The 23,573-nt window shown below is 58.9% G+C and carries 25 protein-coding genes and 1 tRNA gene; 14 read left to right on the top strand and 12 right to left on the bottom strand.

Features of this window, described 5'->3' with window-relative positions; all coding sequences use genetic code 11:
* The first annotated feature begins 1 nt into the window (after window position 1).
* On the top strand, window positions 2–142 hold the full coding sequence (locus HF931_RS03150) for a hypothetical protein (protein WP_164473910.1): 141 nt from the start codon (window positions 2–4) through the stop codon (window positions 140–142).
* Window positions 143–219: 77 nt separating this feature from the next.
* Here HF931_RS03150 and HF931_RS03145 read toward each other — a convergent pair whose 3' ends face one another.
* The 6 genes from HF931_RS03145 to HF931_RS03120 form a co-directional block, all read right to left on the bottom strand.
* On the bottom strand, window positions 220–705 hold the full coding sequence (locus HF931_RS03145) for a hypothetical protein (protein ID WP_273241836.1): 486 nt from the start codon (window positions 703–705) through the stop codon (window positions 220–222).
* Between the two features lie 62 nt (window positions 706–767).
* On the bottom strand, window positions 768–2,201 hold the full coding sequence (locus HF931_RS03140; RefSeq protein ID WP_273241834.1) for a sensor histidine kinase: 1,434 nt from the start codon (window positions 2,199–2,201) through the stop codon (window positions 768–770).
* A 15-nt stretch (window positions 2,202–2,216) separates the two neighbouring features.
* A complete protein-coding gene (locus HF931_RS03135) occupies window positions 2,217–3,749 on the bottom strand; it encodes a dihydrolipoyl dehydrogenase family protein (protein ID WP_273241833.1) in 1,533 nt (510 codons plus the stop codon).
* Complete coding sequence (locus tag HF931_RS03130; RefSeq protein ID WP_273241832.1) at window positions 3,749–4,492, bottom strand: TVP38/TMEM64 family protein; 744 nt, start codon at window positions 4,490–4,492, stop codon at window positions 3,749–3,751. The genes HF931_RS03135 and HF931_RS03130 overlap by 1 nt, the downstream gene beginning before the upstream one ends.
* Complete coding sequence (locus tag HF931_RS03125) at window positions 4,489–5,268, bottom strand: DUF547 domain-containing protein (protein ID WP_273241831.1); 780 nt, start codon at window positions 5,266–5,268, stop codon at window positions 4,489–4,491. Before HF931_RS03125 ends, HF931_RS03130 begins: the two co-directional genes overlap by 4 nt.
* Before the next feature lie 109 nt (window positions 5,269–5,377).
* On the bottom strand, window positions 5,378–6,565 hold the full coding sequence (locus HF931_RS03120) for a serine hydrolase domain-containing protein (RefSeq protein ID WP_273241830.1): 1,188 nt from the start codon (window positions 6,563–6,565) through the stop codon (window positions 5,378–5,380).
* 188 nt (window positions 6,566–6,753) lie between these two features.
* Between HF931_RS03120 and rpmH the strand changes: the two genes are divergently transcribed.
* From rpmH to HF931_RS03070, 10 genes are all read left to right on the top strand, one after another.
* A complete protein-coding gene (gene rpmH, locus HF931_RS03115) occupies window positions 6,754–6,888 on the top strand; it encodes a 50S ribosomal protein L34 (RefSeq protein WP_035549294.1) in 135 nt (44 codons plus the stop codon).
* 42 nt (window positions 6,889–6,930) lie between these two features.
* Entirely contained in the window at window positions 6,931–7,299 is a 369-nt protein-coding gene (gene rnpA / locus HF931_RS03110) for a ribonuclease P protein component (RefSeq protein ID WP_273241829.1), read from the top strand.
* A gap of 53 nt (window positions 7,300–7,352) precedes the next feature.
* Window positions 7,353–9,179 carry a membrane protein insertase YidC gene (gene yidC, locus HF931_RS03105; protein WP_273014193.1) on the top strand — a complete coding sequence of 609 codons (1,827 nt, stop codon included), beginning with the start codon at window positions 7,353–7,355 and terminating at the stop codon, window positions 9,177–9,179.
* 4 nt (window positions 9,180–9,183) lie between these two features.
* Window positions 9,184–9,825, top strand: a complete 642-nt coding sequence (gene yihA / locus HF931_RS03100) for a ribosome biogenesis GTP-binding protein YihA/YsxC (protein WP_273241827.1) — start codon at window positions 9,184–9,186, stop codon at window positions 9,823–9,825.
* Window positions 9,826–9,879: 54 nt separating this feature from the next.
* Window positions 9,880–10,341, top strand: a complete 462-nt coding sequence (locus HF931_RS03095; protein WP_273014195.1) for a GNAT family N-acetyltransferase — start codon at window positions 9,880–9,882, stop codon at window positions 10,339–10,341.
* Window positions 10,342–10,386: 45 nt separating this feature from the next.
* Window positions 10,387–11,283, top strand: coding sequence for an acetylglutamate kinase (gene argB, locus HF931_RS03090; RefSeq protein WP_035549285.1), 897 nt, complete (start codon window positions 10,387–10,389; stop codon window positions 11,281–11,283).
* Window positions 11,284–11,323: 40 nt separating this feature from the next.
* The gene (locus HF931_RS03085) at window positions 11,324–12,292 is read left to right on the top strand and encodes a DUF1036 domain-containing protein (RefSeq protein ID WP_273241826.1); all 969 of its coding nucleotides are present in this window, start codon (window positions 11,324–11,326) and stop codon (window positions 12,290–12,292) included.
* Window positions 12,289–13,062 carry a pyrimidine 5'-nucleotidase gene (locus HF931_RS03080; RefSeq protein WP_051602511.1) on the top strand — a complete coding sequence of 258 codons (774 nt, stop codon included), beginning with the start codon at window positions 12,289–12,291 and terminating at the stop codon, window positions 13,060–13,062. Before HF931_RS03085 ends, HF931_RS03080 begins: the two co-directional genes overlap by 4 nt.
* The gene (gene dapD, locus HF931_RS03075; protein WP_035549280.1) at window positions 13,055–13,882 is read left to right on the top strand and encodes a 2,3,4,5-tetrahydropyridine-2,6-dicarboxylate N-succinyltransferase; all 828 of its coding nucleotides are present in this window, start codon (window positions 13,055–13,057) and stop codon (window positions 13,880–13,882) included. Before HF931_RS03080 ends, dapD begins: the two co-directional genes overlap by 8 nt.
* Before the next feature lie 99 nt (window positions 13,883–13,981).
* Window positions 13,982–14,476: an SRPBCC family protein gene (locus HF931_RS03070; RefSeq protein WP_272983221.1), complete on the top strand. Its 495-nt coding sequence runs from the start codon at window positions 13,982–13,984 to the stop codon at window positions 14,474–14,476.
* Here HF931_RS03070 and HF931_RS03065 read toward each other — a convergent pair.
* The 5 genes from HF931_RS03065 to gluQRS form a co-directional block, all read right to left on the bottom strand.
* A complete protein-coding gene (locus HF931_RS03065; RefSeq protein ID WP_051602510.1) occupies window positions 14,473–14,718 on the bottom strand; it encodes a hypothetical protein in 246 nt (81 codons plus the stop codon). The two genes, HF931_RS03070 and HF931_RS03065, sit on opposite strands and share 4 nt — an antisense overlap.
* 85 nt (window positions 14,719–14,803) lie before the next feature.
* Window positions 14,804–15,904 carry a Zn-dependent alcohol dehydrogenase gene (locus tag HF931_RS03060; RefSeq protein ID WP_035549274.1) on the bottom strand — a complete coding sequence of 367 codons (1,101 nt, stop codon included), beginning with the start codon at window positions 15,902–15,904 and terminating at the stop codon, window positions 14,804–14,806.
* Window positions 15,905–16,014: 110 nt separating this feature from the next.
* A complete protein-coding gene (locus tag HF931_RS03055; RefSeq protein ID WP_273014196.1) occupies window positions 16,015–17,586 on the bottom strand; it encodes an alkaline phosphatase in 1,572 nt (523 codons plus the stop codon).
* Between the two features lie 66 nt (window positions 17,587–17,652).
* Window positions 17,653–18,555: a DMT family transporter gene (locus HF931_RS03050; protein WP_273012634.1), complete on the bottom strand. Its 903-nt coding sequence runs from the start codon at window positions 18,553–18,555 to the stop codon at window positions 17,653–17,655.
* Complete coding sequence (gene gluQRS, locus HF931_RS03045; protein WP_273012632.1) at window positions 18,552–19,406, bottom strand: tRNA glutamyl-Q(34) synthetase GluQRS; 855 nt, start codon at window positions 19,404–19,406, stop codon at window positions 18,552–18,554. Before gluQRS ends, HF931_RS03050 begins: the two co-directional genes overlap by 4 nt.
* 127 nt (window positions 19,407–19,533) lie before the next feature.
* Between gluQRS and HF931_RS03040 the strand changes: the two genes are divergently transcribed.
* Window positions 19,534–20,601 (top strand): hypothetical protein, encoded by a 1,068-nt coding sequence (locus HF931_RS03040; protein WP_273241825.1) that lies wholly within the window; start codon window positions 19,534–19,536, stop codon window positions 20,599–20,601.
* Window positions 20,602–20,616: 15 nt separating this feature from the next.
* On the opposite strand, the gene msrA is transcribed toward HF931_RS03040, so the two are convergent.
* Window positions 20,617–21,273 carry a peptide-methionine (S)-S-oxide reductase MsrA gene (gene msrA, locus HF931_RS03035; RefSeq protein WP_035549260.1) on the bottom strand — a complete coding sequence of 219 codons (657 nt, stop codon included), beginning with the start codon at window positions 21,271–21,273 and terminating at the stop codon, window positions 20,617–20,619.
* A gap of 108 nt (window positions 21,274–21,381) precedes the next feature.
* Here msrA and HF931_RS03030 point away from each other — a divergent pair.
* Together HF931_RS03030 and HF931_RS03025 are read left to right on the top strand one after the other, a co-directional pair.
* Window positions 21,382–21,471 (top strand) — tRNA-Ser (locus HF931_RS03030).
* Between the two features lie 143 nt (window positions 21,472–21,614).
* A complete protein-coding gene (locus HF931_RS03025) occupies window positions 21,615–23,507 on the top strand; it encodes a DUF3604 domain-containing protein (protein ID WP_273241824.1) in 1,893 nt (630 codons plus the stop codon).
* Window positions 23,508–23,573 lie beyond the last annotated feature (66 nt).

Genomic DNA, 23,573 nt, shown 5'->3' with positions numbered 1-23,573 from the left:
AATGAAAAAGCCACTTATTGCAATTTTGTTCGGTCTTGGCGCATTCGGGCTGGCCGCGTGCGACACGAATGATGGTCCGGTTGAGGAATTCGGCGAAGAAGTTGATGAAGCCGCTGACGAAGTGGAAGATGAAGCGAACTAATCTTCCTGTCATGTATAAGCAGAAGCCAGCCTCTCGAGGCTGGCTTTTCTTTTGTTCGACTATACGACCTGATTGACTTAGCTGGCTTGTGCGTCAGGTGTGCCTTCTAGTTCCGCCTTTTGCCGATCGGACACTCTGGCGCTTGCAAAACTCTGGGCGGTCAAGTCGATCACGTCGACGATTTCGCGCGTATCCGGATTAAACAAGGCAATACGGTGGCCAAACCGCACAGTCTGTAGGTGGGATGCCTTAAGGGGGGCTTCCAGTATGATGGGAAATTCTGCGCTCGTCGCCGGGATTTCCACTGGAAGCACACGCCCCGGAACAATGGTATCTTCCAGCGGTGATCTGCTGAGGCATATGCCACGCCGCTTTATACCGATTTCACAGTCGCGACCCTGAAGCGTGAAGTCCCGATCGTAGATCGAAAAGTCCGCTTCCTGAAAATGGTCGACCGGCTGAACATCGGGTCGGGGCAGCGTAGGCTGGAGCATGACAGCCAATCCGGCTGCGGCTGCAGCGCTCGTGGAAAATAGTGCAGAAACAATGGTTTCAGGGGTCATGGGGTCCATCCGTTTGTATGATGAACCAATGCATTCCGCGCGGCTTGGTTCCGCGCTTTGTGTCAGTCCTGTGGCGGAAGTGTGAGGTGGAATACGGATCCCTCCGGCCCTGTTTCAGCAAGGGTCAGGTCGCCGCCCATGGACTGGGCAAGCTCGCGCGCAATGACGAGGCCAAGGCCTGTTCCGCTCTGACGGGTCGTCGCGGCGAAGGGGGTAAACAAATTTGCCGCGGCTTTTTCCGGCAGGCCCGGACCTGTATCTGTAAAGACGATTGTGCCTGATTCCAGGCTTACAAAAATCCGCGATGGATCAGACCCGGCCGCAGACATGGCTTCGGCGGCGTTGCGGATCAAATTCGCGGCGATGCGGTGTAAATGGTCAGGGTCCGCCAGGACATGTTCCAGCATGTGTACATTGTTGATGAACTCAACAGACGGCCATGCTGCCAGCGCTTCATCGGCAGCTTCGTCGAGCGCCTGCTTGAGATCAATCTGTTCAGGTTCGGCGGGCTGAGGCATGGCCTTGCCATAATCCAACGTATCGGTGGCGAGTGTGATGGCGCGGGTCAGGGCGCGCTCAAGCCTTGGGGCAGCCTTTTGTACACGGACATCCTCAGACCGGGCGAGAGAATCGGAAACGAGCTGGGCCGATGCCAGCGAGTTGCGCAAATCATGGTTGATCTTCGCAACCGCCGTGCCGAGTTCTGCCAGATGAGAGCGCTGACGGAAACTGTCGGCCACCGCGCTTTCCATGTCGGCCAACGCGTTCTGGGCGCGGCCGATTTCGTCGCGGCGTTTGGTATGCGGCAGGCGCCGTGTCCACGATCCGGGATCCATTCGGAATTGCTCAACGCTCAATGTGACGCGCTGCATCGGGCGAACGACGAGCAGGTGCAGCAGGACGTAGATGATGGTCGCCGCAGCAAACGCGATGAGCAGTGACAGGCCTGCGATACGGCTGGCGTAAGATTGCAGCTCAGCTTTCATCGGCGCCTGCGGCAGCAGGACTTCGATGATACGATCCTCTTCTGTGCCCTTGGCTGTAACGACAAGAATGCGGTCATCTGGCGCGAAAAATGCGCCGAACATGTTGGCCACCCGGTCCATTGGTCCGGCCTCGCGCATGTCGAGTGCGTGAAATTCACCATTGAGCGGCATTTGTGGGGGAAGCAGCTGGAACCGCATCTCATCGTCCATGTCCAGCTCGGCCACACCCCAAACTTCGGCATGATCCAGCAGCCGAGCCGACAATTCTTCTGAGACTGAACGCCTCGGTGAGGCTTCAAGGGCGAGGGATGCTATCCGGGCCGCTTCGATCCGTTCGGTCAGCCAGTCATTGCGCTGGCCCGTTGCGCTCGGCACGAAGATGAAGGCTTCCACCACCAGTATGGCGAGAATTGTGAGGCCGAACAGACGAAATGAGAGACTGTCGAACCAGCGCGCCCCGGCGCGGGTTCTGGTGGCGTCCGGAAAGGTCAGGTCAGCAGCGTCTTTCACACTGCCTGACCTAGCCTACGGAATACGCTGGAGCAAGCTGACGAGCAGCCTTGCGCTCTTGCCGAACACCACGTCGGCATAGTGCGCGTTGGCGGCGCGCTTTACGCCCTCGGCGCGGGTCGGGTAGGGCGAGATGAAATTCGTCAGATCCTTTACACCAAGCCCGTTCGACATGGCGACCGAGACGAGTTGGATAAGGTCGCCGGCATCCTTGCCGACAATGGACGCACCAAGCAGTTTGCCCTTGCGTACAATCAGCTTCACTTCGCCTTCGGTGTTTGCCTCCGCTATGGCGCGGTCGCTTTCCTCGAATTTGAAGCTCGGCGCCGAGATGTCGTCGCCATGCTTCTCGCGGGCTTCGGCTTCCGTCATGCCGAGTTGAGCAACTTCCGGGGACGTGTAGGTGACGGCTGGTACGGGCAGGCTGTCTGCCTTGGTGCCCTGTTTGAAGAAGGCGCGGCGCGTAAAGACGGAGGCGTGCCAACCGGCGATATGGGTGAATTGCTCACGCCCTGCGGCATCGCCCAGTGCCCAGACGCGCTTGTTCGATTTAGAGCGCAGATTATCGCCTACAATGATGCCCTTGCGGTCATGATCTACATTGCCGGCTTCGAGATCCATGCCGTCGAATACGGTCTGGCGACCTACCGCAACAAGCAGATGGGAGCCTTCAAGCGTCCAGGCTTCACCGCCTTTCGGCTCGGTCAGGACACGGATCGCCTCCCCGTCCTGTTCAATCTTGGTGGCTTTGTAGCCTTCCAGGATCGTGACACCTTCGTCGCGTAGCGCTTCGATGGCGATTTCGGCATGATCGCGGTCCGCCCGGCCCAGCGCCTTGCCCATTTCAACGACCGTGACTTTTGCGCCAAGGCGCGTGAATGCCTGCGCCATTTCCATGCCGATGGGGCCGCCGCCCAGAATGATCAGATGCTTAGGCATTTCAGGAATGCTGAAGATCGTTTCATTCGTCAGATAGGGGACGGTTGCCAGCCCCTCGATAGGCGGAATGAAGGCGCGTGAGCCTGTGGCGATGATGATACGGCGAGCCTTGACCCGGGTGGTTGGGGAAATGATCGTGTCCGGACCGGCGAATTTGGCGTGTTCACGGATGACCGTACAGCCGAGGCCTTCAAATCGTTCCTGGCTGTCTACCGGGGCAATCGTCGCGGTGGAGGCGTTGACGTGTTGTTTGACCTTGTCCCAGTGGATCCGGGGAGGCGTCGTCTCGATGCCGAACTTGCCGGCATCGCGAATCTCTGCGGCGGCCTTTGCCGCGCTGAGCAGCGCTTTCGACGGCACGCAGCCTGTGTTGAGGCAATCTCCGCCCATTTCGCCTTTTTCGTAGAGCACGACAGACAGGCCCAGCTGAGCGGCGCCTGCGGCGGCGGATAGTCCGGCAGAGCCAGCGCCGATCACGACAAGGTCGGCGGTCATCTCTCTCATTGGCGCGGTGCCGGCCGCGTGTGGGGCAGGGGAAGTGGCGATCTTGTCTGGGTCGGCGGAGCCGCCAAGCGGGGCGCGGGCATTCTGGTCAGCGAGATCTGTCATCAGGCGGCCTCTTCAATCTGGTTGGCTTTCTTTGGAAAGAATTTCTTCCATGCCACCGGCAACAGGGAAACGACCCCAAGCGCGATGGCGGCGGGCAGCAGGTTCTGGAAGACCGATGCGAGATCGGGATCTTCCCCCTTCGCAAATGTCGAGCCCAGGCCCGCACCTACCCATGTATACGCAACAACGCCCGGAACGATCCCAAGCGCGGTGGTAATGGCATAGTCGCGATATTTCGCACCGAGGATGGCTGGCAGGATGTTGGCGACGGGAAACGGCATCGCGGGGATGAAGCGCATGGCAAACATGTATGCCATCGGACTGTTCTGGAACTCGATGCGGACGTTCTCCGCATAGCCGCTCGCAATCTTGCGCATGAACCCGCCAAGAGACGTTTTCGCGGCGAGGAAAAGCAGGCTTGCGCCAAGCGTTGCGCCAATGACCGTGGCCAGAGTGCCGCCCGCAAGACCGAACAGGAAGCCACCTGTGATCGTGATCCACAATGCGCCTGGAAGCATGAAGACCGTGCTGGCGGTGTAGATTCCGATATAGGCGGCGATTGCGAGGATCAGATTGTCCTCGACAAAAGCGCGAAGCGCAGCCTGTTGCTGGCGCAGGGTCTCAAGCGACAGATAGTCGAACAGGCCGAATGCCCAGGCTGCGACGAGGCCGCCGGCAATCAGGTAGAGCGGCCAAAGGCGGAGCCAGATCGGCTTTGATTTTGTGTCAGCTGCGTCAGTCATTGGGCGGGGTCCGTCCGGGTGTCATTGAGCGACCAGTCATACTCATAGCCGCGAATTTTGGGATTAGTGCGAATTTTTTCTGCAAGGGCGGGTTCGGCGTATTCAAGCAGGTGATTGATAACGCCACCTTTCGATCCGCCGAAATCAGCCTGAAACCATTTGTAAATCGAAGACACCGTCAGGCCACGGGAAGACACGCTGACGCCGCGTGGATGATTGACATAGGCCCGCGCGGCCGCATCCAGATCTTCATCAAGTGTGTCTGCTATCCACGCACGAATTGGCAGGTTCGGGCAGCCATAGGACGCGCAATTGATGGCATAATGTACCCGAGGGTCCTTGAAGCGTGGACGCAGAATGTCGTGCTCAATCGCGTCGAGGGAGACGTCATCGCCGCCCACCGAAACGGAAACCTTTTTCCAGGGGCCGCCAAAAACATAACCATCCCGGATCGAGTCCAGCGGATAGCGTTCAAGAATGTGCCGGACCGTGACGGCGTTGTAGAGGTTGGCCCAGGCCGCGAATTCTGCGTCACCAGTGGTGGAAAGGTCTCGGGTTTCGAAACCGGCGATATAGGCATCCAGCGCGGCGCGATCCGCTTCGTTGCCTGCCAGAGTCTCATAGTCCACGCGATTCACGCCATCTGCGCTCTCTGTCACATAGGTCTCAAGCAATCGCGTCCAGTCCTCGTCTGACTGAGCCAGGGCTGGCTGCATGAGAAGTGCCGCAAGGGCGATGCTGGCAAGAATTCGGGGCAGGGATAGAAATTTGGGCATGACGCATCTGGTATGTGGCTGGACTATGGAGACCACCACATAGGCCAAGGGCTCCCGGAAATCCCGTCACGTCTGCGTGCGCTGCGCTGACAGGCGCGTGAGCCTGGCGTCAGTGGCTGCCCGCTGTAACCTCACCGTCAAGCTCCATCCAGTCGCGGAAAGGCAGGTTGTAAGCCATGTCCATGACTTCGAATCCGATCCCGTTTGGCTTGCGGGAGCTGGAGTTCCAGAGAATGACCACGCCCGTGTCGCGTTCCGGGTCGAACAGGATGTAGGAGCGATAGCCCTCCACCGCGCCGCGATGGCCAACAACGCGGTAGCCGGGCGCTCCATATTTGTAGACCCGCCAGCCCAGCGCATAACGTGCGTCTCGTACCGTCCCGCTATAGCGCCGGGACATGCTGGATTGTTCTCGACTGGTATAGATGCGGGGCGCCTGAAGCATGTCCAGGGCGGAGTCGCTGAGCACTTCCGGCAAAAGGCCCATATGCGCGCGGGCGTAGAGCGCGAGGTCACGGATCGAGCCATTCACGCCGCCCGCCGCAGGGACGCGATAGTAATCGTCATTCACGATCTTCTTGTCGGGAGGGCCCAGATCGCGGCTGCGTTTCGAATGCGGTTTAGCCCAAGAGGGGGCGCTTTCCAGTCCGGCGCGGCCAATACTTGCCGTGACCATGCCGATTGGTTTGAAGACGGATGCCTCCACGGCGTCTGCATAGCGCGATTGGGTCACGTCTTCGATGACTTCGGCAATGCTGTCATAGGCGACATTCTGATATGTGTGGCAGTCTCCAACCGGACAGATGGATTTCAGGGACCGGAGACTGGTGCGAATGTCGGCGGCCTCCCAGCCATCCTCAAGGCGCGTGTCATAGGCGTTTGGCAGAATGCCCAGCCGGTGAGACAGCACGTCTTCAAGCGTTGCCTTCGCCTCTCCGCCATTCGGCAGGCGCAGGGTGGTCGCGAATTTGGAGACAGGGTCAGTAATGTTCAGGCGAGCCTGGCTTGCCAAGATGGCGACTTCGGTGGCGGCCACGCCTTTGGAGAGGGACGCCCAGCGGAACACGGTTTCGTCCGTCACGGGGGGGCCGCCCGCTTCGGTGACGCCATACCCCTTGGAGAATGCGATCTCGCCTCGATCAATCACGGCAACGGACAGGCCAACAATATCCTGATCGTCTGCCAGCCTGGAGAGGCGTGCATCAAGGCGCTCATAATCAATCGATTGAGCTGTTGCCGGGGCCGAGAAGGCCAGAATCGCGCTCAGGCTGGCAAGAACGATATGTGGAAACCGCATGATACCTCTGAAATATCTGCACCCCGCCACCTTTGGGAGAGTTCCCAAGACTCAAGGCTGATGTAAAGTGCCCCAGACCGGTTGAAGCGGATTTAATGCGAAACTGGCTGAGGCTGCGGCTTGACTTCAGGGCTGTGCTGCCTGTATTGGCCCCTCTTTCCGAGATACTTAGCTTCTAGAGCAGACCCATGAAACGCACATTCCAGCCCAGCAATCTTCGCCGCAAACGCACTCACGGCTTCCGCGAGCGTATGTCGACCAAGAATGGCCGCAAGGTGCTGGCACGTCGCCGCGCCAAGGGCCGCAAGTCGCTGACCGCCTAAGACGGCCGGCCAGGGACCGCTTGATTGCAGGCGGCAGAGGCCATGACCCGCGAGACACACGAGTCTGAATTTGAGGTCGTACGCATGCGCGTGCGGCCTCAATTCGTTTATGTGCGTCACGGCAAGACCGAGCGGCGCAAATCCCTTCTGGTGCAGGCCAGACGGCGCAAGGGCGCGGACGGTAGTGCGCATATGGGCGAAGGCTTTACCGCGACCAAGAAGATCGGAAATGCCGTCATTCGTAACCGCTGCAAACGGCGCCTGCGCGAAGCGGCGCGTGTTCTCTTGCCGCAGCATGGCAAACCGGGCTGGGATTATGTCTTCATTGCCCGTAAAGACACCGCTGACATTGCGTGGCCGCGTTTGCTTGACGATATGGAAAGCGCGCTGATAAGCCTCGCCGCTGATTAACCCAGATGCCGCCGCTTCCGGCGTGCTGACCAGACTTGCCGGGATCCCGCCAGATGGAAAAAGAAGACCAGCGCAATTTCCTGATCGCCATGGTCGCAATGATTGCGTTTGTGTTTGCGTATCAGGCCTTCATCATGAAGCCTGCGCAGGAAGAGTTCGAAGCCAATCAGGCCGTCCGCGAAGCCGAACAGCAAACCGGTCCGGTCGTGTCTTCCGACGCCCCGGCCATTGCCGAGATCAAACCGGTTCAGGAAGCTCTGGAAGATGACGTCCGCGTGCCATTTGATGCCGCGTCTGTGGATGGGTCGATTCGGCTGGCTGGCTCACGCATCGACGATCTCAGCCTCAAGAAGCACTATTTGACCGTCGAGAAGGAACAGGAAGTTCGCCTGTTTCGCCCGGAGAATTCCGAATTCGGCTATTTCGCAACCTGGTACTGGGCCGACGGCTCGAAACTGGTGGCTGGCCGCAACTCGAACTGGACGCAGGTGGGAGAAGGGCAGCTGACGCCCGGCAATCCGCTCACCCTGCGCCTCGAGTCTGAAGGCCTGGTCATCGATCGCGAAATCTCTGTTGATGAAGACTATTTGTTCACCTTCACTGACACGGTGACGAACAATTCCGGAGAGCCCCGCGAAGTGCGCGCCATCGGCTCGATTGAGCGTCATGGCGACTACAAGCAATTCCTCGAAACCACAGATCCTGGCTCATCCTCCAAAGGCGGGCTCGCGCATATGGGCCTTATGGGTGTGGTGGATAACGAGCTGCGCCTGAAAAAGTACAAGCCATTGTTCCAGTTGAAGGACATCAAGGGTGAAACCAGCGAGGGCACGTTCCCGTCCAGCCAGGGCGGTTGGTGGGGCCTGTCAGACATGTACTGGCTGGGCGCCTTGGTGCCGCAACAGGACGCGTTCTTTGCCGGCCTGGTAGACAAGCGGAAACTGTCACGTGGCGGGCCGCTCGAAGTGCGCACAGAGTCTGCGCCGATCACACTGGCGGCGGGTGAAAGCCAGACCGTATCCAACAGCCTGTATGCTGGCGCCAAGCGGTTTGACGTACTGCAGCACTACCAGAATGATCTGGGCATTCCGCGCATGGTCGATGCCATCGACTGGGGCTGGGCCTTCTTCCTGACCAAGCCCTTCTTCTACGCGCTGGAATGGCTGTCCGGCATCGTGGGCTCGTTTGGCTGGGCGATCCTGGCCTTCACGGTTTTGGTGAAGTTGCCGCTCGTGCCGCTCTACAATCAGAGCTACAAATCGATGGCAAAGATGAAGAAGCTGCAGGAGCCGATGCAGGAGATCCGGGAACGCTTCAAGGCCGACCCGCAACGCCAGCAGCAAGAGATCATGAAGCTTTACAAGCAGGAGGGCGCGAACCCGGTGGGGGGCTGTCTGCCGATCCTGTTCACGATCCCGATCTTCTACGCGCTCTACAAGACACTTTATGTCACCATCGAAATGCGCCACGCATCCTTCGGATTCCTGCGTGACCTGTCTGCGCCGGATCCGACGGCCATCGGCAATTTGTTTGGCCTGATCCCGTTCTGGTCGGCAGCGGACATCAAATCCATCCCGATCCTCGGCATTATCATTGGCATCGGTATTCTGCCGATCCTGTATGGTGTGACCATGGCAGCGATCCAGACGCTGAGCCCGCCGCCACCGGACCCTACCCAGCGCCGTATCATTCAGGCCATGCCGCTGGTCTTCATGTTCGTATTCGGCGGTTTTGCGGCAGGTCTCGTCATGTACTGGGTGTGGTCGAACCTGCTGTCCTTTGCACAGCAATATTTCATCATGCGCCGGAACGGCGTCGAGACCGAGATCGGCAAGTTCGTGAAACGGCTGTTCGGCGGCAAGGCAAAAGCGACGGATTAAGCCGATGGATATGGATGGTGGCTTCAGTGAAGAGGCGCTCGAAGCTGGCCGTGTCCTGTTTGCCGGCCCTGTCGAGTTCGTCAAAGGCGTGGTGGACCTGAAAGGTCTTCCGCCTGCAGACCGTGCGGAAGTCTGCTTTGCGGGCCGGTCGAATGTCGGTAAGTCATCGCTTATCAACGCGCTGACCAACCGGGCGAAACTGGCGCGGTCGTCCGCAGAGCCCGGACGCACGCGAGAGCTGAACTATTTCGATCTTGGCGAAGGCCGCATGTACCTCGTCGACCTGCCGGGCTTTGGTTATGCCAAGGTCAGCCGAACCCAGGCCGAAGGCTGGATGAGGCTGACGCGGTCCTATCTGCGTGGGCGGCCCTCGTTGCGACGTGTCTTCCTGCTGGTCGATTCCCGCCGCGGCCTGATGGATACGGACGAAGAGGTCATGAACATGCTCGACAAGTCGGCTGTGACCTATCAGATAGTGCTGACGAAAGTCGACAAGATCAAGAAGTCTGAAGTGGATGCGCTGGTCGACAAGATTTCCACCAAGCTCAAGAAGCGCGGCGCGGCCCATCCTGTCGTACGCCAGACCTCGTCTGAAAAGGGGTGGGGGATTCCTGAACTGAGAGCCGAAATAACCGGGCTGGAATAAGGGGTCGTCTCTGGGTAAAGAGTTGCCGTGATCTGCAACTGGAGGTTCTCCCGCATGGCCATTCAAATTTGCGAAGATGATGTCTCCAGCGACGAGATGTTGGCGCTTCTCCAGGCGCACGCCGATCTGATGCTTTCTCAATCGCCGCCCGGGAGTTGCCATTTCCTGCCCGCTGAAGGCTTGCGCGTGCCGGAAGTGACAGTCTGGTCGATGTGGGAGGATGAGACGCTTGTCGGCTGCGGCGCGCTGAAAGCGCTGCCGGATGGGGCAGGCGAAGTGAAGTCCATGCACACTCGTTCTGACATGCGGGGGAAGGGGTATGGGCGCCAGATGCTGGAGTTCATTCTCAGCGAAGCGGCGCGGCGCAATTACTCAGCGCTCTATCTGGAAACCGGCTCGATGGACGGCTTCATTCCTGCTCGCAAACTCTATGAAGTTTATGGCTTTGACTATTGCCCCCCTTTTGGCGGCTACACGCTGGATCCGAACAGCGTTTACATGCATCGGGCGCTCTAGGATTCGCATTTGTCCTGTCGGCAAACCCGCGCTAAAGGGGCGCCCATGACAGACCAGATTTCAGACGCGCAATTCACCGCCCGCACGCTTTCCGAAGCGCTGCCCTATATCCAGCGTTACGCCGGCAAGACAATTGTCGTTAAGTATGGCGGCCACGCAATGGTGGACGAGCGCCTGTCGGCGATCTTTGCGCGGGATGTGGTCTTGCTGAAGACGCTCGGCATCAATGTTGTCATCGTGCATGGCGGCGGCCCGCAGATCGGCAAGCTGCTTGATCGTCTCGGCATCGTGTCGGAGTTCAAGGGTGGTTTGCGCGTGACCGACGAAGCGACGATGGAAGTCGTCGAGATGGTCCTGTCCGGTCCGATCAATAAATCCATCGTGCGGGCCATCAATCAGGCTGGCGGCAAGGCGGTTGGCCTGTCGGGCTCGGATGGCAACCTGATCCAGGCGGAGAAGGCCCAAAAGACCGAACGCGATCCGGACAGTCACATTGAGCAGGTCCTTGATCTCGGTTTCGTGGGTGAGCCAAGTGCAGTGGACACAAGCGTGCTGGATGCCTTGCTCAAGTCCAACTCACAACTCATTCCCGTGGTCGCGCCAGTCGGCGTGGGTAAAGACGGGCACCGCTATAATGTAAATGCCGACACGTCCGCGGGTGCGCTTGCGGCGGCCCTTGGGGCGAGCCGCCTGTTCCTGCTGACGGACGTGGCTGGTGTTCTGGACAAGAACAAGAACTTGATGCGCGAGATTGCGGTGGACGCGATTCCGGACCTCATCGCGGATGGCACAGCTGCAGGTGGCATGATTCCGAAGCTTGAAACGGCGGCCCAATCCGTAAAACATGGAGTTGGGGCGGCAGTAATCCTCGATGGGCGTGCACCACACGCCCTGCTCATGGAGCTATTTACCGAACATGGTGCAGGTACGCTCATTTCTTAAATGTCTTGGCCTCGTCGCAGCGGCGGCGGGGGTCCCTGTGATGGCGCAGGCCCAGAATGCCTCCGGCGATGGCTGGAGGCTCTGCAATGAAACCAGCTACATCATCGAAACTGCTGTTGGCCGCCCTGTTGGCGGGTCAATTACGGTTGATGGCTGGACGAAGTTGCAGCCTGGATCCTGTCAGATTGCCGTCAAGGCGCCACTCGATCCGAAATTTCACTATGTTTACGGACGTACCTCCACAGCTCATCGCGGCGGTTTGCGCGAATGGGGCGGCGGCCGAGATCTGTGCGTAGACCCAACGGGCAGCTTCTCGCTGGAAAGCCCGCCGAACTGCACGGCGATGGGGCTGGAAGAGCGCGGGTTTCGGTCTGTGGAGATCAAGAGCCGCTCACGCTGGACCACGACGTTTACAGAGATCGAGAATTATTCGCCAGATATGGCACAGGCCGCAGGCATCCAGCGCCTGCTTGAAGAGGCCGGGGTTCTGTCCGGCGCTATTGATGGCCGTATCGGCTACAAAACGCGCACGGCCATCGCGAAATTCCTGGAAGAGAACAATCTTCCCGAATCCACATCTGATGCCGATCTGATCGACTTTCTGGAGCAGGTGGCGAAGGAGAATGGCCGGAATGTCGGATTTACCTTGTGCAATCGCACAGACAAACGGATCTGGAGCGCTATTGGCCGTCGCGGCACGGAAGGTTGGGAGAGCCGTGGGTGGTGGATGCTTGAGGCCGGCGGTTGCGCGCGCGTAATCGACAAGGCGCTGCGCGGAACTGAGCATTACGTCTATGGCGAGATGGAAGACGGCACGAAGATCCGCACGCTTTCGAAGGCGTCTGATGCGTTTTGCGTTGGCCGGGCGAAATTTGCCATTGTCGGCCGAGATGACTGCGAAGCCTCTGCTTATCGGACAGCGCTTTTCCAAGCGGCGAATGAGCCGGTCGATCAACGTCTCGTATTCGAATTCTTTGAGCGGGACTTCGCCAAGGCGGGCGATCAATGACCTCCAGCAAGGCGGGTATTCATCTCGCGCCATTTGGCCAGTTCGGTCACGTCGCCGATTGGGTGTTTGATCTCGACAACACGCTTTATCCGGCAGAGTGCGACCTGTTCGCCGAGATCGATACGCGCATGACTGAGTTTGTATCCCGAACTTTGGATTTGCATCCGGTTGAAGCCCGCAAGGTCCAGAAAGAATACTACGCCACTTATGGTACGACACTTTCCGGGCTCATGAAGGTGCATCAGATCGATCCAGCAGATTTTCTCCACCATGTGCACGATATCGATCTCTCACCGTTGCCAGATCTGCCGGCGTTGAGGCAGGCCATCCGCGCGCTGCCAGGGCGCAAGTTTGTCTATACGAACGGCTCTCGCCGCCATGCTGAGCGCGTGGTGGACAGGATGCGGCTTGGTGATCTGTTCGATGGCAGTTTCGGGATCGAAGATGCGGACTATACACCAAAGCCTCATCTGGATTCCTACAATCGGTTCTGCGCAATGCATGATGTGGCGCCGGGCAAGGCAATTTTTTTCGAAGATCTCGCCCGAAACTTGCTGCCAGCCAAGGATATGGGGTTCACCACAGTGCTGGTGCATTCGGAGAAAGACTGGAGCCACGAGCCGGTTGAGGCCCGCCCGGCAAACCTGCAGGATCTGTTGGGGGATGACGGGCCCGACCACATAGACTATGTGACGGGCGACCTTGCCGCCTTTCTTGAGGCGGCGCTTGAAACTTTGCCGAACAATTCTCCCGGAGACCAAGATGACTGAAGCCCTTGCCAATGCGATTGAACAGGCGTGGGAAAACCGCGACACGCTGACAACCGAGACCAAGGGCGAAGTTCGTGAAGCTGTCGAAGCGGCAATCGAGCTGCTTGATTCCGGCGAAGCGCGCGTGGCCAGCCCCAATGGTGATGGCACCTGGCAGGTTCACCAATGGCTGAAGAAGGCTGTTCTTCTGTCTTTCCGCCTGAACGCAAATGGCATGATTTCCGGCGTGCCGGGTGGCGGAAACTGGTGGGACAAGGTGCCGTCGAAGTTTCAGGGTTGGGGCTCGTCTGAATTTGAGGCCGCCGGGTTCCGGGCGGTGCCGCCTGCCGCCGTGCGCCGCGGCGCCTACATCGCGAAGAACGCCGTTCTGATGCCATCCTACGTCAATATCGGCGCGTATGTGGGCGAAGGCACGATGATCGACACATGGGCCTCGGTAGGCTCGTGCGCCCAAGTCGGGGCGAACTGCCACATTTCCGCCGGCACAGGTATCGGCGGTGTGTTGGAGCCGCTTCAGGCCAATCCGACCATCATTGAAGACAATTGTTTCATCGGCGCACGCTCCGAAGTGGTTGAGGGCGTGGTCGTTGGGGAAGGCTCGGTCATCGCAATGGGCGTGTTCATCACCCAGTCGACGAAGATCGTGGATCGCAAGACCGGCGAGATCACCTATGGCAAGGTGCCGCCTTACTCCGTGGTCGTTCCAGGCACGTTGCCAGACAAGAATGGCGGACCGAGCCTGGCCTGCGCTGTGATCGTAAAGACGGTTGATGCGCAGACGCGCTCCAAGACCGGCGTCAACGAATTGCTGCGGGACTAGCCTTCGGTATGTTGAACCGTGCCGTGGCGGCATGGTTTGACTTGAGGGCAACATCGCTCTCTCCTGTCTTTACACAATAAGACGACAGGGGAGGGCCTGATGGCCAAGGCATTGAAACAACACAAGGCAGTGGGCGAGGACTATCTCGCCACGGTCAAACCGAAACTTCGTGCGTCGCACGCGTTTCCGTTCCCGGCCAGCGCAGTATGGGCTGCGTTGCTGGATGCTGATGCGTGGACGGAATGGTTGCCGATCACGAAAGTTATCTGGACCAGCCCTGAGCCATTCGGCGTCGGCACAACGCGCACCGTTGAAATTGGTGACCAGCGCGTTGAGGAAGTCTTCTTTGCGTGGGAAGACGGCATGCGCATGGCGTTCTATTTTGACAAGTCCACATTGCCGGTCTCGGCGGCAATTGAGGACTACCGTGTCGTGGCGACTGACAGCGGGTGCGAGCTGCATTGGGCTGGCAAGGCGAGCGCGCCATTGGTGCTCGGTGGACTGGTTTCAGGCCAACTGGCAAAGGGTATTCGCGAGGGACTGCCGAAGCTCGAGGCACTGATCCGGGATAACCCCTCCCGGTTTGGACTTTAGCCGGCCTCCTTCTTCAGGATCAGCCAGCGATAGATGCCGATGCAATTGATCACGGTCAGGACGAGGTTCTGATAGAGCAGTGGCGGTTCGTTTTCTGCAACGCCGATTGCGACCCAAGCCGTTGAAGAGACCGCGAAGATCACAAAGGCGGTGCCGGTGATCTTCCGTCCCAGATCTGCTGAGATCATGATGGCGGCACAGATTCCTGTGCCCATGGCAATCCATTCAAGCATTTCGAGCATGGTCAATCTCTCCAGCCTTTTATGAAATCTGTATCCGGCTGGAGAGGAAATGTCGGAAACCTCTAGAAGTTCCGCTCGAAGGGCTTTAGTCGAACACCACGACTTGTCGGGCGACAGTGCCCTTGTTGTCTTTCAAATTCTGCAATGCGCCCGTAATGCCTTCCAGGCCGATACGATCCGAGACCAGATCATCCAGGTGAAGCTTGCCTTGCTTGTAAAGCTCAATGAGGCGTGGGAAATCCACACGGAACCTGTTGGAGCCCATGATGGCACCTTGTAGCCGCTTCTCCGTGGCGAGCAATTCGATCCCCGGAATCTCGATATTCACGCCGGGTGTGATCATGCCGATGACGGTGGCCACGCCGCGCGGACGCAACATGTGATAGGCCTGTTCCGCCGTCTGTTTCAGGCCGACGCACTCAAAGGAATAATGGACACCGCCATTCGTCAGCTCCTTGACGGCTTCGATCGCATTCACCTTGCCGGGATTGACCGTGTCCGTTGCGCCAAAGCGTACCGCCATCTGGAGTTTCTCATCGGAAAGATCGACCGCGACGATGCGGCTGGCCCCGGCAATCGCTGCACCATTGACCGCCGCAAGTCCGACGCCGCCGCACCCCAGCACAGCGACTGTTGATCCGGGTTCAACCTTGGCCGAGTGGAAAACGGAGCCGACACCGGTGATGACACCGCAGCCAATCAGGCAGGCCTTGTCCATCGGCATATCCCTGTCTACGGCGCACAGCGCGTTTTCATGAACAAGGATCTGCTCTGCAAAAGAGGAAAGGTTCAGGAACTGGCCGACTTTTTCGCCCTTGATGGACAAGCGCGGCGCTTCGGTGGGTTGGCGCTGGAAATGATCCCGGTTCACCGTATGGCAGACTGACATATGCCCCGTCAGGCAGTACTCGCACGTTCCGCAAAACGGCGACAGGATCGAGATAACGTGGTCGCCCGGCTTCACCGCAGATACCATTGAGCCAACTTCTTCAACCACGCCCGCGCTTTCATGGCCCAGAATGACCGGTAGTTCAGCCGGGAAGTTGCCGTCCCAGAAATGTACGTCTGAATGGCAGACGCCAACCGCCTTCAGTCTAACCAGCACTTCGCGCGGGCCGGGCTTGGAAATGGTAACATCTTCGATGGATAGCGGCGCATTGGGCGCGCGCATGACGGCAGCCTTCATGGGTTTTCCTCCTCTGTCCGGTCTCCGCGCTCTTTTTTGGCGCAGATGACCAGCGATGGAGAAGTTTCACCCAGAATGCGCGGCCTGAACAGGCCCGACGCGACGGCAGTCTATTCTGTCGGGGCTGACACGAGACCGGAAGCGCGGCCCATGACATGGAAGATTTCGTTCTGTTCCATTACGCCAGAAACGAGTTCCGATCCGGGGCCAGTCGCGAAGATGGCAACATCATCGCCGCCATGTGTTTCAGACGCCATGAACACAAGCGAAGGCTGCTGGAAGTTCTTTTCGGTCGTATCAATGTCGGACAGGTCTTCGCGTACACAATCCTGTTCGCCGGAAACGAGGCGACAAGCTGTCATCCCGCTGGCGTAGGACAAGGTCGTATACGGTTTGCCGTCTTGCGCATCCATGGGCGCATTGTCGAGCCCACTAACGACCTTGCCGAGGATCGGGTTTCCGCGTTTTGGGTAACCTGAAATAGTCATCGTGTGAGAGTGATCTGCCGTCACGATGATCAGCGTTTCGTCCGCATTCGTCATCTCGAGTGCAGCGGCAACGGCCTGGTCCATTTCATCGGTTTCATCCAGGGCCCGGATCGCGCTGACGCCATGATGGCCGTGATCAATCCGACCGCCTTCCACCATCAACATATAGCCTTCATCATTGCGGGACAGGCGCGTGATCGCCGCTTTGGTCAGGTCGACGAGCGACGGCTCGCCCGCTGGATCATCGGCGCGGTCGATCGCGAACTTCATGTGAGAAGGTTCAAACAGGCCAAGCACTTTGGCGTCGCTTGCGAAGTCGATCGCATCGAACCCTGCCTTGTCAGTAATGTACACGTGGTCATCGGACTTGGCCGTCCACTCTGCAGTGAGGTCCCGGCCATCTTCGCGATTACCTGACCAGTCCGCGTTTTCCACATCGGCCTGATCGACGGTGGTGAAGCTTCCGCGTCCGCCGGCCATGGCCACTTCAAAGCCGTCGCCTTCCGGCCATTCGATCAATTGACGGGCAATGTCCTTGCACGCGCTCGCGTCGCCGCCTTTCAGGTCCGCATCATTCTCCCAGTCGCGGCTTGGCGATTTGGCGAAGGTTGAGGCGGGGGTCGCGTGGGTCAGGCGCGCGGTTGAAACCAGTCCGGTTGCAAGACCAGCGCGTTCTGCCAGCTCAAACAGGGTGTCGGTTGTATTGCCTTCCACGCTGGCGCAATTGTTGAAGCGTGTGTCCTGCAGAACGCCCAGCATACGGGAATTCGTTTTGGCGCCCGTCACCATTGCCGTTGCAGTAGAGGCGGAATCGGCCACCTGGAAATCATGGCTGTAAGTCTTTGACAAGGCCATGAAAGGCAGGGTTTCCATGGTCAGTCGATAGGATTCGCCATCAAGCCCGCGCTTCTGACCGGCATAAATGCGCGCAGCCGTGATGGTCGGAATGCTCATACCATCGCCAACAAACAGGATGACGTTCTTGGCTGGTTTGACACCGCGTTGCTGGATACGCGCGTCCACTGCTTCAGCGGCGGACTGATAGTAGGAGTCTCCGGACTGAATTGGGGTGGCTGCTTCGCGCGTGATTGTCGGCGTGGAAGTGCTGTCGGTTCCGGCGCTATCGGATGAGGCTGAACAACCGGCAATTGCCAGAGCGACGATAGAAACAAGGGGAAGGGCGGTGCGGCGCATGGGGCAGTCTCCGGAAGAACAGGTTTGCGTCGGCCTTAGACGCATTTCGTGACATTTATGCTGCAATCAGTCGACTGGCTGCGGTTTGTGCCCGCTTTGCGCAAGCCACACAGCAAACAGGATAAGCGCGCTGCCAGCGGCCTGAATGCTGGTGAGAGGTTCATTGAATAATTGCCATGAGACAGCGGCAGCGACGACAGGCTGGATCAGGATGAGGACCCCTGCGACCGATGTTGGTGTGATGCCCAGGCCGGTGATGATCAGGCCCTGTCCGATGACATGAATCCCGACCCCCAGAATGAAGGGGGCGAGAAAGCCCGAGATATGCGCGGGCAGGAAGTCTTCCCGGAAGGTCATCACCATCATGCCGGCGACGATGATTTCCACGCAGGTCAGCCAGAAGACGGCGTCGATGCCACTCATCGTTCGACGTGCGAGTTTGGACGCCAGCAAGTAGCCGGAAACGAGGACTGCCGCAGCAAGGGAGAGCAGGTCGCCTCGGATATTGCCGCTGCCGCCCCCTGCCGCGCCGAGAGAAAGCGCGGCAGCGCCCGCCATCGCGAGGATAACGGCGATGAACCAGACGGGTGTTGGGCGCTCCTTCAGGAAAAACCATGCTGCGAATCCGACACCGACATTTCCGAGATTCACGATGAAGGTGGCATTCGATACGCTGGTTAGGGTGAGGCCCCAGTGCCAGAGGCCGATATCCAGTGCGAAGCACGTGCCTCCAATGACAATGAACATGTTCGGCTTGCTGGGCAGGCGTTTCTGGATGCCGAGAACCAGAAGGAACAGAACAGGTGCAGCGAACACGTACCGCCAAAAGGCAATCGCTTGAGGCCCAAGATCATCAAGGCCGAGGCGCAAGCCGATCGGCGCGAAACCAATTGCGATTCCGCCGCACAGCATCATCAGGGGTCCGACCCAGTGACGCGCGGCCGGCGCGGGAATAGGAGTGTCTGTCATGCGGAGAAGCCTGTCATGGCGCGAATGTCTTGCGGCGTCTTGCCGTGTTCACGCCATTCACGCAATCCCCGGTCTCCGGAGCGTTTGGACAATTTCTTGTCATCCGGACCCATAATAAGCGGGTGAAACCGGTAGAGAGGCTGGGGCCAGTCCATAAGCGCCTGAAGCAAGGCGTGTATTGCTGTCATCTCCCGAATGTCCTCTCCGCGGATGACATGCGTGATGCCTTGAAGCGCGTCATCATGACAGCAGGCAAGGTGATAGCTGGTCGGTGTGTCCTTGCGGGCCAGTACGACGTCGCCAAAAGGTGAGGGGTCTGCAGCGACTTCAGTCGTGCCTGTGTCGCTGAATGTCGTGTAGCTGAGCGCCTTGTAGCGCGAACCGAGCCAATCTTGGGCCGCGGTGAGGGACAATCGCCAGGCGTAGGCGCGCCCCCTTTCAATCAACTCCTGTTCTTCGGCAGGTGGCAGGGGCTTTCCTGTATATCCAGCGATATCGGGGCTCGCGCCTGCAGGCAGGGCGGCTGCAATCTCCCGCCGGGTCTTGAAGCAGCGATAGACGAGGCCGCGAGACCGAAGAGATTCCAGCGCGCCTTCATACTCTGCAAAATGGTCCGACTGTCGTCGTACTTCGCCGTCCCAGTCGAGATCCAGCCAGTTCAGGTCTTCGAGAATGGAGGCCTCGTATTCCGGCTTGCAGCGCGTCAGGTCGATGTCTTCGATCCTCAACAACACTTTGCCACCATATCTGCGGGCTGTATCCCAGACGTGAAAAGCCGACAGGGCGTGGCCAAGGTGAAGATGGCCGGTCGGCGAGGGTGCAAACCGCGTTACAAATCTCTCTGCGCCCATTCGGTCCCCTGAAATCAACTCGCCCAGAACACGATCTAACCATCCTCGAAGCCGCCTGAACAGCGTTTGCCTGTTGCCAGTGCGGGGTTGGGCTCGTATCGCACACATATACCGGAGGTCTGCCCGAATGCCCGTGAATGACTGGTTCACAAACGCTGAGCGCTGGTTCGAAGCGAACGTCGTTGGCGCGCCAGAGCTCGCCACGTTCGGGTTCGTCATGCTGGGTGTATTGGTTTTGGCATTGCTTGCGGTGGCGTTCAGCCTTGTCCGGTCCGTGCTGAAGTCATTGCGCAATGAGGCAGGTGCACGCGCCGCGCGCAACGACAAATCTCCGGGCTATCGAATTCTTGTGGCGCGCCCGACGGGTCAGCGCGCAGGCCGTGCCTGGAAGTGGCTGTTGTCGTCTCTTGAGTCTTACGTGCCGGAGTTCAGTTTTGGCGCGCCATTGAAAGTTTTCCGCACAGGCAGCATTCGCGGCGGTGTTGAGACCCGCGCGGTGCAGCGCGCTCGCCGCCGTTTGCAGACGGCGGACGCCGACATGCTGGTCTGGGCGGACCGGACCGGCCGAAAGGAAGATGGTTTCGTCGTGCACGGCCTTAGCCGCGGCGGAGGTCTGACGCCGGCTGAGGCGCGCCTCTTTACGCTGACATTGCCGGGCCGCATGTCCCATCTGGAGGGGCAGATGCAGCGCGTGGCAGCCTATTTCCTCGCCCGCGAGCTGCAGCCAGCGCTGGCGAACCCACAATCATTCCGACCGGAAAAGATGAAAACGCTGTCCAACGCGCTTTCTGATATTCTGGAGGATACCCCGGCGCTACCCCTGCCGCTGCGCAGCCGGATTGAGGCGGATTTCTGCGCGTCTCTTGTGCATATCGCCGAACAGTCAGGGGATATCGAGGCCCTGGAACAGGTTATCATGCTGCGTCGGATCCATCTCGACGACATCAAGAACGATCAAGACGCCTCACGGGCAGTGCAGGCGCACATGGATCTGGGGCGTGCCTTGTTGGCCAAAGCGACGAAGCAGTTTGATCGCAAGACTGTCGAAGCCGCGATTGGTCACCTATCAAAGGTGATCGAGGCACTTCAGGCTGACCCGACCATCAAGCGCGCGCAGGCCGCGTCTGACGCCATGTACAAGGCTCAGAACCTGATCGAGACGCGCAAGCGCTTTGCGGTAAACTTCGGGGCCTAGGGGCGCCCCCGCCAATCAGGTGGCGACGCCGAGCCCGATAGGGCAGGACACGCCTGTACCACCGATGCCGCAATAGCCATTGGGGTTCTTGGCGAGGTATTGCTGGTGATAGTCTTCAGCAAGGTAGACCGGCCCGGCCGGGGCCACTTCTGTCGTGATCTGGCTGGCGTGGCCATTCTGGGCGAGGGCTTTTTCGTAGACCGCAATCATCTCTTGTGCCGTCGCGGCTTGCGCGTCAGACGTTGTGTAGAGGGCTGAACGGTACTGCGTGCCGATGTCGTTGCCCTGCCGCATGCCTTGGGTCGGGTCGTGGCTTTCAAGGAACAGCTTCACCAGATCAGCGAAGGTGACTTCGGACGGGTTGAAGATCACTTCGACGATTTCGGTATGCCCGGTGCCCCCGGAACAGACTTCTTCATAGGTTGGATTTGGCGTGAAGCCGCCTGCATAGCCGACACGGGTCAGCCAGACGCCATCCTGTTGCCAGAAAACGCGTTCCGCGCCCCAGAAACAGCCGAGCCCGAAGATGGCCGTTTCGAACCCTTCCGGGATGGGGCCTTGCAGGTCGCGGTCAAAAACGTAGTGGGTGCTGGCGGTCGGAATGGGCTGCGCGCGGCCGGGCAGGGCGCTGTCGGCATCCGGAATCGCGACGGGCTTTTTCGAGAACAACATGAAACGGTCTCCCTTTCAGCGGCTCATATGGGATTGTCTGCCACGAACGGCAATCACAGTCTTGCGATCTTGCAGACCTTCGGTTATTGGCTCCCCTCTGCTGAGCACGGTGAGGTGGCCGAGTGGTCGAAGGCGCACGCCTGGAAAGTGTGTAGGCTAGCAATAGTCTCCAGGGTTCGAATCCCTGTCTCACCGCCAGCATTTCCCGGGTCTAAACGATGCGATCGTCAAGGCTGAGGGCGTCGCTCGCACAGACGGAATCCCGATGGAGCACGTATTGTCGGGTCATGTCCTTGCTCAGATATTCCCGTTTCCGCCTCTGGATCCTATGGTCTGCCGGTATGATTCTGCTTGCAGCTTTAACGGCATGCGATGGCGCTATCATTGACGCGCCGTCGCCGGTTTCCGGAAATGAGACGGAGTTTGCCGAAGTTACGTCAACAGGAGCGGGCGTAGCATTCAATTCGGAGCGCAATGCATATTTCGGAGACCTCCACGTCCATACGGGCCTCTCCTTCGATGCTTATCTCGGGAATGTACGCACCTTGCCGGAAGATGCTTACCGGTTCGCGCGTGGAGAGACGATCACGCACGCCAATGGCATGCCTGTTCGCCTCTTGGGGCCCCCGCTCGATTTCGTGGCGGTGACGGATCATGCGGAGTACCTTGGCGCGATGCGGGAAGCGAACGATCCGGCTCGTCGGTTGTCTAAAGACCCGCTCGCTGCCGGGTTGTTCAGTGAGAACCCTGCGGAGGCCAATGCCGCATTCTTTCGGGTTCTGGCTCGCTATCGAGCGAACGACATGCCGGAAGGTTTCAAGGCACCTGATGTGATCGGCAGGGCATGGGGTATCGTTCAGGACGCCGCCGAGAAGTATAATGAACCCGGTCGGTTCACGACTTTTGTCGGATACGAGTTCACCTCCGAACCGGGTGGATTGAACCTTCATCGGAATGTCCTGTTTCGATCGGCGACCGTGCCGGAATTTCCGTTTGCCGCGTTGGATTCCGAAGACCCCGAAGACCTCTGGAACAAGATGGAGCAATGGCGCGAAGAGGGGGCCGACGCGCTGGCCATTCCTCATAATTCCAACGGGTCGGACGGGATCATGTTTGAACTTGTTCGCCGGAACGACGAGCCGATGGACGCAGATTATGCCGCCTTGCGTATGCGCAATGAGCCGCTGGTCGAGATCACGCAGGTCAAGGGGACATCAGATACGCACCCGATCCTCTCTCCGAATGATGAGTGGTCAGATTTCGAGCTGATGGAAAAGCGGGTTGGGTCCAATGGTGACGTCACCAACTTCCGTGGCAGCTATGTGCGCCAGGCATTGAAGGATGGTTTGCTCCTGCAAGAGACTGAAGGGTTCAATCCCTTTCGGTTCGGCTTTGTAGGTTCTTCTGACACGCACAACAGCGCGCCTGGATCGGTAGAAGAAGCGAACTATTTTTCAAAGGCAGGCGTTGTCGATGGAACGGCTGAGCTGCGCAGTTCGGTGCCGCCGGACCGTGCGACCACCTGGCCTGATGGGACACCAAATTCCCGCGAAGCATCCAAGCCCTATCAATCCTGGAGTTCGGCTGGCCTTGTTGGTGTGTGGGCAGAGTCGAACACCCGCGACATGATCTTTGATGCTTTGCGGCGCAAGGAAACGTTCGCCACTTCCGGGCCGCGGATCAAGGTTCGGTTTTTTGCTGGATACGATCTGGCGGGAGAGGGAGGGGTGATCCCAGAGAGTATCGCCCAGATGGATGCACAGGCCGTCCCAATGGGGGGCGATCTGTCATATCAAGAAGGCAAGGCGCCTGAGTTCTTTGTTTGGGGACTTCGCGATCCGTCATCTGCGTTCTTGCAGCGTGCTCAGATAGTGAAGGGGTGGGTCGAGGACGGACAATCTCGTGAGCAGGTGTTCGATGTCGCATGTGCTGATGGCGGCACGGTTGACCCCGAGACGTTCCGGTGCCCAGACAACTTCGCAATGGTGGATCTGGCGACATGTACGCCCACGCCGTTCAAGGGAGACGTTGCTCTCCGCACGCTGTGGCAAGACCCGACGTTCGACCCTGACCAGCGGGCCTTCTACTATGTGCGGATACTGGAAAATCCGACGTGCCGCTGGTCTACCTGGGACGCCATTCGAAACGGCACTCCGCCCAACCCAACGCTCCATCCAGTCATACAGGAAAGGGCGTGGAGTTCTCCAATCTGGTTTGAGCCTGGACCAACCTAGTATGGTGCAAGCCACTGCGTCCGACGGCTTTTTGATGCGAGCCGTCGGAGAAGAGGTGAAACTGAG

Source organism: Hyphomonas atlantica corrig., from assembly GCF_017795365.1.
Classification (GTDB): domain Bacteria; phylum Pseudomonadota; class Alphaproteobacteria; order Caulobacterales; family Hyphomonadaceae; genus Hyphomonas; species Hyphomonas atlantica.
The sequence above is the reverse complement of the archived record's forward strand: the minus strand, read 5'-3'. Positions and strand labels throughout refer to the sequence as shown.